The organism is Schaalia sp. ORNL0103, assembly GCF_019429565.1.
GTDB lineage: Bacteria > Actinomycetota > Actinomycetes > Actinomycetales > Actinomycetaceae > Pauljensenia.
Genome location: NZ_JAHXSA010000002.1, coordinates 269,580 through 281,535, shown reverse-complemented (window position 1 = coordinate 281,535; position 11,956 = coordinate 269,580). Strand labels below are relative to the sequence as shown.

At 62.8% G+C, this 11,956-nt stretch carries 18 protein-coding genes and 1 pseudogene; 3 read left to right on the top strand and 16 right to left on the bottom strand.

Features of this window, described 5'->3' with window-relative positions; translation table 11 throughout:
- Nucleotides 1-394: pseudogene (locus JJJ16_RS08515) on the top strand (hypothetical protein); the annotation flags it as partial.
- Nucleotides 373-1,593 carry a S8 family peptidase gene (locus JJJ16_RS08510; RefSeq protein WP_219752203.1) on the top strand — a complete coding sequence of 407 codons (1,221 nt, stop codon included), beginning with the start codon at nt 373-375 and terminating at the stop codon, nt 1,591-1,593. The pseudogene JJJ16_RS08515 and the gene JJJ16_RS08510, both read left to right, overlap by 22 nt.
- A 65-nt stretch (nt 1,594-1,658) precedes the next feature.
- Here JJJ16_RS08510 and JJJ16_RS08505 read toward each other — a convergent pair whose 3' ends face one another.
- From JJJ16_RS08505 to JJJ16_RS08440, 14 genes are all read right to left on the bottom strand, one after another.
- Nucleotides 1,659-2,117, bottom strand: a complete 459-nt coding sequence (locus tag JJJ16_RS08505) for an iron transporter (protein ID WP_318836543.1) — start codon at nt 2,115-2,117, stop codon at nt 1,659-1,661.
- A 57-nt stretch (nt 2,118-2,174) separates the two neighbouring features.
- Nucleotides 2,175-2,618: an inner-membrane translocator gene (locus JJJ16_RS08500; RefSeq protein ID WP_318836542.1), complete on the bottom strand. Its 444-nt coding sequence runs from the start codon at nt 2,616-2,618 to the stop codon at nt 2,175-2,177.
- 44 nt (nt 2,619-2,662) lie between these two features.
- A complete protein-coding gene (locus JJJ16_RS08495; protein WP_225905244.1) occupies nt 2,663-3,163 on the bottom strand; it encodes a hypothetical protein in 501 nt (166 codons plus the stop codon).
- Nucleotides 3,164-3,211: 48 nt separating this feature from the next.
- Nucleotides 3,212-3,616: an iron transporter gene (locus JJJ16_RS08490; RefSeq protein ID WP_219752202.1), complete on the bottom strand. Its 405-nt coding sequence runs from the start codon at nt 3,614-3,616 to the stop codon at nt 3,212-3,214.
- 112 nt (nt 3,617-3,728) lie between these two features.
- Nucleotides 3,729-4,178 carry a hypothetical protein gene (locus tag JJJ16_RS08485; protein WP_219752200.1) on the bottom strand — a complete coding sequence of 150 codons (450 nt, stop codon included), beginning with the start codon at nt 4,176-4,178 and terminating at the stop codon, nt 3,729-3,731.
- A gap of 28 nt (nt 4,179-4,206) precedes the next feature.
- On the bottom strand, nt 4,207-4,617 hold the full coding sequence (locus tag JJJ16_RS08480; protein WP_219752199.1) for a hypothetical protein: 411 nt from the start codon (nt 4,615-4,617) through the stop codon (nt 4,207-4,209).
- A gap of 85 nt (nt 4,618-4,702) precedes the next feature.
- Entirely contained in the window at nt 4,703-5,515 is an 813-nt protein-coding gene (locus JJJ16_RS08475) for a hypothetical protein (RefSeq protein ID WP_225905243.1), read from the bottom strand.
- A 28-nt stretch (nt 5,516-5,543) separates the two neighbouring features.
- Entirely contained in the window at nt 5,544-5,867 is a 324-nt protein-coding gene (locus JJJ16_RS08470) for a cell division protein FtsW (protein ID WP_318836541.1), read from the bottom strand.
- Nucleotides 5,868-6,032: 165 nt separating this feature from the next.
- The gene (locus tag JJJ16_RS08465; RefSeq protein WP_219752197.1) at nt 6,033-6,896 is read right to left on the bottom strand and encodes an HAD hydrolase family protein; all 864 of its coding nucleotides are present in this window, start codon (nt 6,894-6,896) and stop codon (nt 6,033-6,035) included.
- 93 nt (nt 6,897-6,989) lie between these two features.
- Nucleotides 6,990-7,277 (bottom strand): hypothetical protein, encoded by a 288-nt coding sequence (locus JJJ16_RS08460; RefSeq protein WP_219752196.1) that lies wholly within the window; start codon nt 7,275-7,277, stop codon nt 6,990-6,992.
- Nucleotides 7,278-7,359: 82 nt separating this feature from the next.
- Complete coding sequence (locus JJJ16_RS08455) at nt 7,360-7,809, bottom strand: hypothetical protein (RefSeq protein WP_219752195.1); 450 nt, start codon at nt 7,807-7,809, stop codon at nt 7,360-7,362.
- Nucleotides 7,810-7,907: 98 nt separating this feature from the next.
- Nucleotides 7,908-8,288: a hypothetical protein gene (locus JJJ16_RS08450; RefSeq protein WP_219752194.1), complete on the bottom strand. Its 381-nt coding sequence runs from the start codon at nt 8,286-8,288 to the stop codon at nt 7,908-7,910.
- 131 nt (nt 8,289-8,419) lie between these two features.
- Nucleotides 8,420-8,857 carry a hypothetical protein gene (locus JJJ16_RS08445; protein WP_219752193.1) on the bottom strand — a complete coding sequence of 146 codons (438 nt, stop codon included), beginning with the start codon at nt 8,855-8,857 and terminating at the stop codon, nt 8,420-8,422.
- Nucleotides 8,858-8,960: 103 nt separating this feature from the next.
- Entirely contained in the window at nt 8,961-9,248 is a 288-nt protein-coding gene (locus JJJ16_RS08440; protein WP_219752192.1) for a hypothetical protein, read from the bottom strand.
- A 219-nt stretch (nt 9,249-9,467) separates the two neighbouring features.
- Between JJJ16_RS08440 and JJJ16_RS08435 the strand changes: the two genes are divergently transcribed.
- Complete coding sequence (locus JJJ16_RS08435) at nt 9,468-9,713, top strand: YtxH domain-containing protein (RefSeq protein WP_219752191.1); 246 nt, start codon at nt 9,468-9,470, stop codon at nt 9,711-9,713.
- A gap of 148 nt (nt 9,714-9,861) precedes the next feature.
- Here JJJ16_RS08435 and JJJ16_RS08430 read toward each other — a convergent pair whose 3' ends face one another.
- Together JJJ16_RS08430 and JJJ16_RS08425 are read right to left on the bottom strand one after the other, a co-directional pair.
- Entirely contained in the window at nt 9,862-11,229 is a 1,368-nt protein-coding gene (locus JJJ16_RS08430; RefSeq protein ID WP_219752190.1) for an FtsX-like permease family protein, read from the bottom strand.
- Complete coding sequence (locus JJJ16_RS08425; protein ID WP_219752189.1) at nt 11,226-11,951, bottom strand: ABC transporter ATP-binding protein; 726 nt, start codon at nt 11,949-11,951, stop codon at nt 11,226-11,228. The genes JJJ16_RS08430 and JJJ16_RS08425 overlap by 4 nt, the downstream gene beginning before the upstream one ends.
- Nucleotides 11,952-11,956 lie beyond the last annotated feature (5 nt).

Genomic DNA, 11,956 nt, shown 5'->3' with positions numbered 1-11,956 from the left:
GTCGTCCTCCGTTGGCGGCCTTGGCGCCGGCGGTCTGCCCGGTAGCGCGAGTGCGTCGGGCGGGACGACCGGCCTGACGGGCACGAATGGAGCGGGCGGTATGTCCGGCGCGGCAGGCAAGACGGGCAGCGGCAGCACCGCTGGCGGTTCGGGCGCGGCCGGGCGGCCCGGCATGGGTGGCTTCATGGGTGCCGGTGCCGGTGCGGGCGCCGGTGGCGGCAAGGACGACAAGAAGGGCAAGCGACGCAAGTACACGGCCTTCAAGTTCGAGGACGACGAGGACGATGCGCTGCCCCCCGGCTACGTCAACCCGATGTCGCAGACCTACGGATCGGACAAGGACCTGAAGCCCGCCTCCCCGAAGGACGACGGATGGGATCCCCGCCAATGGTGACCACGAACCACGTGTCCGGCCGCCGGCGGCGGCTACAGCTCGCGGGTGCGTGCGCGATGACCCTGGCCCTGGCGGCCGGGGCCATCGCCCTGCCCGCCGCTCCCGCTCACGCCGCCGACCCGATCACAGCCAACGAACAGACCTTCTACGCCTACTACAAGCTGGACCAGGCGCGGGCCAAAGGCTACACGGGCCAGGGCGTCACCATCGCACTCATCGACGGCGAGGTCGACACCAACGCACCCGAACTCGCAGGTGCCTCAATCATCGACAAGAGCCCCTGCACCGTCACCTCGAGTCCCTTCTCCAAGACACACGGCACTTCAATGGCCTCGCTTCTGGTCTCCAAGGCCTACGGAGTAGCCCCCGACGCCACACTGTTGACCTACACGACCAGCCAGCCCGGAGACAATGACGTGTCCGGCCGAGACTGCACCAGCAGCAACGGCAACGGAATTGAAGACCCCGTCTCCCTAATTAACCGCGCTATCAGTGACGGCGCTCAGATCATTAGCATATCCTCATCTAACGATGAGTCTTCTGACACAACGAAGTGGGCGATCGCCCGAGCCAACGCACTCGGCATCATCATCGTGTCGCCCATGGGTAACGACGCGAAAGACGAAACACTCGACACCTATTCGAAGTGGTCTGGCGTCGTGGGTGTCAGCGCCATCGACACCACCGGCAAGGTAGCCTCCTACTCCTCGTGGGGCCAAGGCACCACCGTCGCAGCAGTAGGCGGCCCCGTCGTTGTACACAACTACGAGAGCGGGAATAAAGGATTTACGGACGGAACTTCAAACTCCGTTCCCCTCGTTGCTGGTTTTCTTGCCCTGGCCAAGCAGAAGTGGCCCAATGCCACCAGCAACCAACTCCTCCAACTACTCACCAAGACAGCTCGGACCGATCAAAGCGGATGGAACACCTACATCGGATACGGAGCGGTTGATCCCGGCGCCATGATCAACACCGACCCCTCGCAATACCCCGACGAGAACCCGTTGATGGACCCAGCTCGACGCAAGGGCCCCACCACCGAGGAAGTACGCCAATACATCGACGGCCTCGTAAACCCCCGCGACATCGCCTTCGACGATTCGTACACCTACCGCGGGGCCGACGAAAGCGTCATCAGCAACACCGACGCCGGCGTGCCCATCCACCTGGGCACCAGCCCCCGCTACCACGCCAAGTAGGACAGAAAAGACCCCGCGTAGCCGCCGTTTGACGGTTCGACGCGGAGGTCTTTCGTGTCTCGGGATCAGCTCTTCGACGAAGAGTTCATCACAGCAACCAAGATTGCCACGATGCCAGAGACCAGGATCAGGATGATGCCGATGGGCAGGGCGTAGAACAACTGCCCTAAGAACGAAAATAGAGTATCGCTATTGTGTTGGAAGCCGTTGGTAGCACGGCCAAGGAATAGCGTGGCTATGAGGGGCAAAACCGTAAGCATCAAGCCAATTCCAAACAAGATACCCGCCGGCATGTACGACCTACGACGCCGCGCGGGCACCGCAGGCCCATAGGCCACCGGCCCAGCCTGCGGGAATCCCTCTTGCATTCCCGGATCGACGGGCATCTGCCCCCAATTCTGCTGCATTGCGGGCTGCATGGCTTGCTGCGGCAGGCCCTCGACCTGTGGAGGATTGGGCACTTGCTGGCCGCCGTATCCGGGGGAAGTATTCGGGTCCGGGGCCTGGGGAATTGGTGTGGTCACTGGTGTTCCTTGGGAGGTTGATGGTGTGGGAGCAGAGGTCGTCGGGTCCGGAAGGTCCTAGAACAACGAGATGAGGTAGAAGAACCCGTAGATCAAGAGGATCAGAAGAACGACGAGGCCAACAACCGCGAGCGGCGCAGCATTCATGAGCAGGCCTCGGGCGATGTAGCCGCGCTCGGAGGGGTTCTTCGTCTGCTTGAGCGCAACGAAGCCGAGAACCAGGCCAATAATGTTCACCGCGATGACGGGGATGGAGAAGAATCCGGCCGTGAAGATGAAGGCGATCGGAGCCAGGTCCAGCCCGTGCTCACCCCTCGGAATCAGCACGTACACCAGCGTCCCGAGGATGACCAGCGCAAAGACAACGAGTCCGGTGATACCGAATCCGCGACACGCTGCCCCTAGGGCTTTGCCTCGGCTGCTTCCAGGAGCGGCGGGCTGCTGGGGAGCCTGGGCCGGATACCCGTTCAAGCCGGGACCGGTCGAATATGGAGTCGTCACAGGTAGTCCTTCATTCGTCGAGGGCAATGGGACAGAGGCATCCGCTATAGGCTAGTCCCCATCATCCAGATGACGCCCAGGATCTCGGCAACCAGAAACACAAGCATCGGGGCTGCATTCAGCCAAATCCCCACCATGCACGCCTTCGCTTGACGCGGATCCTGCGCCCGCTTGCGCCCGGTCTTGCCAAGGACAAGGCCGATGATGTTCATAATCCCACCCAGGATGTAGAACATCGCGACGACGAGAATGAAGCTGATCGGAGCAAGAGTCCACTCAACGGAGTCGTCTGCCGAGGCAAGTACGGAAACCACTCCTGCGAACAACCCGATAGCGCAGAGGATGATCCCAATGACTCCGAGGCATTTGGAGGCCACGACGAGGCCATGGCTGGGAGGAGCCGCAAGCTGCGGTGCCGGCTGCATGTCGCCGTAGGGGTTGCCCGGCACGGCACCGGGGTAGACCGGTGTATTTCCGGGGTAGGCCGGCGCGTTTCCGGGGGTGCCGGGCATCCCGGAACCGGGAGAATGAGGCATTGTCATCATCGGTCCTTCACTCGTTGTTCGTTACGTCTGAGTACCCACCGGATGGGGTCACCGTGAGCGGCTCCGGGCCGCAAACACGAGGATGAGGCCAGAGACCATCAACATCAGGCCGAAGGGGACCACGTACAGAAGAAGTGCAACGCCGGCCCAGGCGAGCCCGTCCCCGCTATCCCCATGGTCTCCGGGGATAAGATCAATCGCGAGACAGCCAGCAATCGACGCCATGACGATGACTGCACCGAAGACGAGCAGGATGATACCGCCGATGCTCCGCCTCTTCTTCGCGCGAGGCACGGGTTCCTGGCCCGGATAGCCGGGCTGTGCGGCAGGCACATACCCCTGGCCCATCGCACCGTTCATAGGCTGCGCGCCCCATTGAGTGGGAGTCGCGTTCTCCGGAGGATACCCCGGAGCGGGATGCGAGTCCGGGAGGTACGGGTTCGGGGTTGTCACGGTCGGTCCTTCACGTGTTGATCAGTGCGCCCATGCGGGCTGCGATCACAATCCTAAACGAGCATATGTTCACGCCACGCATCGACAGTCACAAGGCCTCGGAGCGACTCTCTTAGTCAGACATGTACACCCAGTACAGCACCCCGAGGATGATCCACGGCAACGCGTTGAGCAGGAGGACGTAACACGCTCTTCTCACTTCCTGAAAGTTGTTGCACCGCAACAACTCGATGAGACCGAAGATCCCCCCGAGGACATTGATGACGAAAAGGGCTAACAGGGAGAATATCCAGATCAAGCCACCGCCGAGTCCGTATTTGACCGCCATGTCGTCCGAGTTTGCTGTTTCGATGAAATAGATGACCGTGAGGACGATGCTCAGGAGGACCACGACCCAACCACCAAGGCCAGCCACCAGCGACAGCACCCACGTAACGCGCCTGCGCACGGGCGGACGTCCGTCATGAACGTCGCCTCCGGGAGCGATGTTGGCCACGTGCTGAGGGGGTGTCACAGGCTGCGCCGCGGCACTTTGCGCACAAACATCATTCGACGCACTCATCGGTCGCCTCCTTCGTCGCGGAAAGGTGTTATTTCCATCCGAATAGCCACTCGGCGACGCCTGGTCCCAGCACGCTGTAGGCCCCGACAATAACGAGGACGGGACTCAGGCACAGGACCACTCCGCACAGGCTCGCGCTGCGCTGTTCGCTCGACACATCTGATTCACCCAGCTCTGCCCTGGCGATGACGAGGCCGGTGAGACTCAGACAAGTGGTGAGGCCGCCGCCGATCATCGCAATGACACGGTTGTAGACGATGGCGTCAACCTGATGGAAGTCTGGGTGGAACAGGACGACTATCTCGACGATGATCACAGCGGTGATGGAGATCGCGGTGACAATCCAGACACCGGCACCACATCTGAGGGGCGTCCACCTTTTGCGGGGCGTGGCGGGATACGGCTGTACCCCGCCACGTTCACGATCCGGAGCCTCCATGCCCCTCCCTCCAAAAGTATTTCAAGAATTGAGATTAATGGAGGGAGGGTGTTAACGCAAGGAGGAACGAGCTGGGGATAGCGCTCTACGAGGTTGAGGCAAGAACCACCAGGGGAAGGAACAGAAGACACAAGCACAGGCTTCCATTCAGGACTATTCCCCAGGTAGCGAGTGCCTGCTCATCCTCACTGTCGGCGCATCGTTGCGCCCGTATTCCCATGATCAGGCCCGTCAGCTGGGCGATGCCCACCGGGACAGACACGACGACGAAGGCGATCACAACAAACATGCCGAGCAAGAACGAGTCCTCCGGCGTCGAAGTAATTTCGCCAAGCATCGTGAACAGGCCGACAAGCAACGCTCCACCCATCACCAGCAAGCCTGCGACTCCCACCCCAACGGATCGCGCGCCCGCGCTGCTGAAGAAGCGCTCAAACAGGGAAACACACATGGACAGGACCGCAGCACCACACACAGCGAAGAGGAGAACGAGGCCAACCGGATCACTCACAATACCCGCGGCAGGGATGATGCCGGCGCAGCCAAGGAAGAAAGCATTCACGCCCACTCCAAGCGCGCAGCGCCCGAACTCCACGCGCTCCTCGGCATGCTTTCGCCCCACGAACCCGGCGATGACACCCGCCAGATGAATAATCCCCGCCGCGCCGACTACAGGCAGGACAGAACGGATGAACTCATCGTCACTCATCACCGCAGAGCCGCCGGGTATGACGAGGTTAGCGCTGGCGTTCATCTCGTCAAAAACCGCGCTCGACAGGACGATGAAACCCCCGATGATCACGGCAAGTCCCGCGAGTGCGCAGGCCAAGGACAACCTGTGCATCATTCGCAACACTCGCTTGTTGGGCACAGGTGCGGGACCGCTGTGATCATTCATCACTATCTCCATCCGACGCTTCAGTGACCTACATGAACAACATCAGAACAATCATGAAGGCGGTGAAGACGACGTATGGGCTTGCGTTCAGGAGGATTCCCAGCCAGTTGAGCTTCCGCGTCTTCGGCTTCCCCACTGCCCCAACAATCCCGATAACACCACCGGCGAGGTTCACCGGGCCAATAAACATCAGCGCAAAGAGCGGCAAGAAACCGATCACTTCCTTGCCACTCGGGTCGGGGTCGGATGCGCTGGCTCGGATAGCAAGCCACATGACCAGTATCGTCAGGCCAATGAGGGCCCACCCGACAACACCTAAGATGATCGACACTCGATTCACCTTCTGAGTCACAGCCCCTTGGGTCACGGGCACAGAACCCGGAGCGAATCCCTGCGGAACCGCCGCATATCCCTGAGACGTGGGCTGTGCGGGCGCGTATGGTCCCGAAGGCTGTTGCTCAGGCTGCTGAGGGTAAGGCGTACTCATCTCACTACTCCTATGCGTCACGCAAGGCCGTTACCCGAGGAGGGTGCGCAGCACCTGCGCAACCCCGGCCTCGTTGTTCGAGGGGGCGACGAAGCGCGAGGCCTCGACGACGTCTTGGGAGGCGTTGGCCATCGCGAAGGACAGGTCCCCCTCGCTCATCATGGACAGGTCGTTGCCGGCGTCGCCGAAGACGGCGGTCTGGGAACGATCCACCCCGAGGAAGCGCTGCAGGTCGCGTACGGCGCTGCCCTTGTCGACGCCTCGGATCTGCAGGTCCGCCCAGTTCGCGCCGGAAATCGCGTACTGGTGAGTATCGGCGAAGTTGGCCAGGGTGGCCTCCGCGAGCGCCTCGACCGGTCCGAGGACGAAGACAGCGAGCTTGACGATCGCGTCGTCGATCTCGCCGGCCTCGATCCCGTCGATGATGGCGATCTGATCATCCACGCGCTTGGTGCGGTGGTAGTAGGGCAGAACACCATCGACGAAGCGGTCATCGGTGCGCTCGACGTATGCAAACTGCTTGCCGCACATGACCAGGCCCCCGTCGATCCCATCCGGACCCAAGGTGGCCTCTCGGACGAGGCGGATGACCTCGCGCACCGTGGGGGTGTCCACCGGATGGGAGGAGACCTCTACGCCGTCACGCATCACGATGCCGCCGTTTTCCCCGATGACGGTCATGCCGGGGCGCCCGGGGAACATGTCGATGAGGGTCCACACCTGGCGGCCGGACGCGGGCGCGAAGGTGACGCCGCGCGCGTCCATCTGGTCGAGCAGCTCGTCCATGCCGGGCGGGAAGTTCTTGTCGTCGTCCAGCAGGGTGCCGTCCATGTCGACGGCGGCCAGGCGCAGGTCGGCGCCCGAGTAACGCGCGGGGTCAGTGGGGGTCATCATGGGTCCATTGTGCCCGACGGGAGGCACGGGTGCTCGCACCGGGGACGAGGCTGGGGCAACCGCACGCTGCCGGGCTCAGCCACGCACAGGCTCCTAGTTGTTGCTACTGCTGATATAGGACAGCGTCTGCACAAATCCAATGATGAAGGCGAGGCCGAGAAGAATAAGGCCTGGAGGGGTCAGATGGTAGAGGGCCCACACGAATGCCCAACCCGACGAAACATCATCGGGACCACCCCGACCGACGGTTGCATCGACGTACGCCGAATAAAAGAACGGGCTGATCGTCAGCAAAAGCCCAATAGCGCCAAGAATGAGCGGAATTTTGTAGTTTCCACTCTTCTTCGTCGAAGGGGACGCTCCGCTCTCACTCTCACTCATGTCTGATCCTTTCACTGCCCGACGCTGGGGTGATGACTTGCACCACCATAGCGCAACGGCCACGGCGCGCACGTGGACGGTCTTAGTACCCCTGATTCCGCTCCGCACCCTTGACGGCGAGATGTGCAATGAAGGCACACAGGAAGGCAAGAAGGCTGAACGGAGCCACGAAGATAAGGCACAACAGGAACATAAGGCCAGCATCAGCTTCTGATGCATTGCCACCCGAAACAATAGGGTCTACCAGGAGCACCAACAGCGGCCAATAGACGACGCTTCCCAGGATAACGAATCCCAAAATGACGCAGGAGCGCACCACCTTTGAGCCGCGGCGTGGTTTCTGGGCGCTCAGTGCGCCTTGAGGATCCCAACCAGCTCCGTAGGCCTGTGCGGCCCACGCCGCCGCTTCGGCGGCCTTCCTCTCGCGCCTCTTCGTTACCCCAGCATCGATTGCCAGCGCGATAAGGAAAATAATGAGGATGGGGGCGACAAGTAACAGCACGCTATCCAACTGAAGCAACCTCCAGATCATGAAGCCGCCTTAACGGCCTTCTATTCCATTCGGGAAGACACCGGGGCACCCCAGAACCAGCACCATAGCGCAACGGCCGCGGCGCGCGGTTGAAACCCTCAGATGCCCTGTTCCTTCTCATCAAGCTTCTGCGCGAGCTTGGCGAAGATCGCGAGCAGGAACGAGATGAGACCGAAGGGGGCAACATAAAACACGGCGAAGAAGAGGGTCCAGCCGCTCGCGACACCGGACGGATTGCTGCCGCTATCCATCGCTTCAGGCAGCAGGGGCAAAACGAACACGCTTGAGAGCAGCACGATCCCCAAGATCACGAAGAAGCGCGCCAGCTTTGAGCCCCGACGCCGCGGGGGAGTAACAGGTGCGCCAGTGATTGCCGCGGTCGATCCGCCAGGCGCAACGGGCTGTGCGGCGACAGCGGATGCAACCATGGCCTCGGGGACATTCTCGCCGCGCATCGTCACATCGTTACTCTCGTTCATGCCTGGTCCTTTCACTGCCCGTCGCTGGGGTAATGACTACCACCACCATAGCGCAACGGCCGCGGCGAGCAGCACGGCAGCCACGAAGGCCACGACGAGCCTACGCTCGCTCGCTGCATCGGGTAGTTTCGCTAGATGCCAAGATTGAACAGAGTAGCCCCGCAGAATCTGGTAACGAAGTAAAAGGCGACTATGACCACCGGGGGAATGATGAACATGCGCGCCGACAGCGCGTTTTGTTGACGTGCAGTCCACACCCATGCGACCCACTCGCCAATTCCCACGCAGAAAGCAAGAAAGACGGTGAGTAAACCAAAAATCATGCATGGGACGAGGAGAAGACCCGGAAGCCAGTATTGACCATCGCCATTATCCGAGTGATCCCCAGGCCCTAAATTAATCAGGAATGTGACGATGCTCGGCGCGAGAAGCAGCAGCAGGCCGATGACGGCAAAGATGATCCAAATTTTGGGAACCCGCGGCTTCTTCACAATGGGCTTCTCGGGCAGCATCCGCACAGCCGTTCCCTGTTGCCACTGCGGCGATGCAGGAGAGATGTCCTCAGACACCCGAGCCCTCGCTGGGCTGCTAGGAGCAACCCCCACAGGTATCGCTGCCTCATCTTTTCCACTCATCATCAAACCTCCTCGTTCGAGATGTGAATGAATCTAACTAGAACCACCAGAAGGCAACGGCCGCGGCGAGCAGCACGGCGGCCACGAAGGCCCCGAGCCGCGACAAGCGCCGCGCACCCATGGACAGGGAGCATCGGGTCGAGGCGGATAGGGAGAAGATCTCCTCGTCGAGCTCGGCTCGCGCGCGCACGCTCGGGCGCACGGCGGGCGGATACGAGGGCGGCGCGGGGCGCCGGCGACGCGCGGCTGGCCTGGTGACCTGCGCTCCTCGCGCGGCCCCACCGACCCCCTCCGCGTGCGAGTACTGGGAAGGCGAGCGGTACACGATGTCTCCATCGACTATTGCGGTGTGAATGGCGCAATCCTAGCACCCATGAGGCGCGCGTCACATACATTTGATTTCTTCAATTTCAAACAATTTGATCGGAGTCGCAAACCAACAAACAGCTTGCGCCCCCTTGCAAAATAAGCTGCCCGTCACACCATATGTTAGGCTGGCCCCGTTCGCTCAAAGCACCGAACGACCCTACTTCGAGGAGGAATCATGAGTCTGGAAGATCTGGCCAAGAAGGCTGAAGAAGGCTTCGAGAAGGTCGTTGACGCGGCCAAGGAGAAGGCTGAAGAAGCCAAGGACAAGCTCGCCGAGCTCGCTGGCGATGCCAAGGACAAGGCAGAAGACGCCAAGGACAAGGCAGCGGAGGCCGCCGAAGACGCCAAGGACAAGGCAGCGGAGATCGCCGAAGACGCCAAGGACAAGGCAGAGGACGTCAAGGACAAGCTCGAGAAGTGAGCCACCCGAAGGGGCCGGACCGACAGGTCCGGCCCCTTCTCCATACCCTCGAGTAACCCTGCCGGTGTTCTATTCCCAGATAACCTGACCCCGGCCTCGTCGATGAGGACGAGGCCGGGGCGGCGGCGTGCGTAAACGCTAGAGAGGACTACTCGCGCCCCTCGCGCACACCCGACAGGATGCGGCGGCGCAGCGGGACGGTCGCCTCGGAGGCAACAACAATGAGGACAACACCGACGAGGGCAGACACGAGCGCGATGAGGACCCCCTTTCCCGCACCCGCCGCAAGCATCGGTGACATGAACACCATGCCGAGCAGCATCGAGCCGACGATCATGACGAACGCGGGAATCGCGACCTCGAGGCGACGGCTGCGGTCCATGAAGCCGCGCGGGGACCCCATGTAGGACAGAGCGCGCACCTGGTCGGCGGAGTCGAGGACGCGGATCGACTGGTTGACCGCAGTCGACACAGCGCCCAGCACGAGGGTGATAGCGAAGGTGAGCAGCATGCCCCTGTTGATGTCGCCGACGACGATGAGCGCAACCTCATCGGTTCTGTCCCCGCTCATCGAGATCGCATCACTCGCGGGATACATGATGCCCACGAGGAACCCGACGAGGGCAACCGCCCCGAAGGAGCGCCACACGGCGCGCGGGTCGTCGGCCATGCGACGCCCGGCCACCATCATCTGGGGACTGCGCGAGGCCCGAGCCATGATGCGGCCCATGAGGCTGATCGACCAGACGCCCACCAGGTTGACGATCAGGAAGATCGCGCCCATGAACCCCAGGAATACGGCCATGCCGATAGCGGTTCCCAGGTTCATCGCGAGGGTGCCGACGCTCAGCCACACCACGAGGAGAACGAGGCCGAGGACGGGGCCGACCGCGCTCACGCGGCCCGCCTGCGTGCGGCGCGCGACACCCAGGGGCGTGATCGCAACCTTGCGCATGGCCAGCCACGAGGACAGGGCGGCCAGGAGGATCATGGCGAGCCCCTCGACGAAGAGGGCCACGACCCCCACCCACATCTCGCCGACCCCCATCGGGCGGCCCTGGAAGGACAGGGCGCCCCACGCGGGCAGCGTCACGGCGTACAGGATCGAGCCGACGACGACACCGACAACCGCAAACACGCAGGTTTCGAGGATGCAGGCGAGCTTCGTCTTGCCCGGCGCGAGGCCGACGAGGCGCAGGACCGCGAGGTCGCGCTCACGCCGACTCATGCCCAGGCGCGCAGCCGCTGCCCCCATCGAAATGATGGGGACGATGAGCAGGGTGGCCGCGAAGTACGCAAGCATCACGTAGAAGGACGCCATCCCGTCGAGGCTTGAGGGATCGTCGGCCGTGGCGGACGTGGCCGCGACGGCGGCTCTCGCCCCGAAGGCCATGACGCCGCCGGTGACCGCGAGCAGGAACGCGTGCGGCAGGGCAAAGGCCGCGACCGTGAGGACGGACGTCGCCCGGTCACGCGACCGCAGGAGCGCCCCGGCGGCGGTGCGTACCGCGCTCATCGGGCCACCCCCTGGTTGGGGGTTCCACTGCCTCGGGCCTCGAGGGAAATGCGGCCGTCGCGCACGTGGATCGTGTGCGGCAGGCGCGCGGCGACGGCGGGATCGTGGGTGACGAGGACCAGGGATGCCCCGGTGGAGGCGCAGGCGCTCGTCAGGAGGGACATGACCTCGCCTCCGGTGGCCTGGTCGAGGGCCCCCGTGGGTTCATCCGCGAAGATTACCGAGGGATCGGTGGCGAGCGCGCGGCCGATCGCGACGCGCTGGGCTTGGCCGCCCGAGAGCTGGCCGGGGCGGTAGGGGCCGGCGCCGTCGAGACCGAGGTTTGCGAGGATCTCGCGTGCGCGAGCGATGGCCTGTGATTTGGGCGTGCCCGCCAGCATGAGGGGCATCGCGATGTTCTCTTCCGTGGGCAGCTCGGGCAGAAGCTGGCCGTCCTGGAACACGAAGCCGAAGCGGCGCAGACGCAGGTTGGAGAGCACCCGCTCCGACATGGTCGTCATCTCTTCGCCGTCCAGGGTGATGGACCCTGAGCTGGGGCGCAGCACGCCCGCCAGGCAGTGCAGGAGGGTGGTCTTACCGGACCCCGAGGGACCCATGATCGCCACCTGCGTACCCTGCGGGAGTGTCAGGTCGACGCCCGCCAGGGCGTGAACGGGAGTATTCCCGCGCATGTATGTCTTCGTCAGTGCTCGGGTCACCAGACCCGCCGTGTCGTGTGTCATGTTTG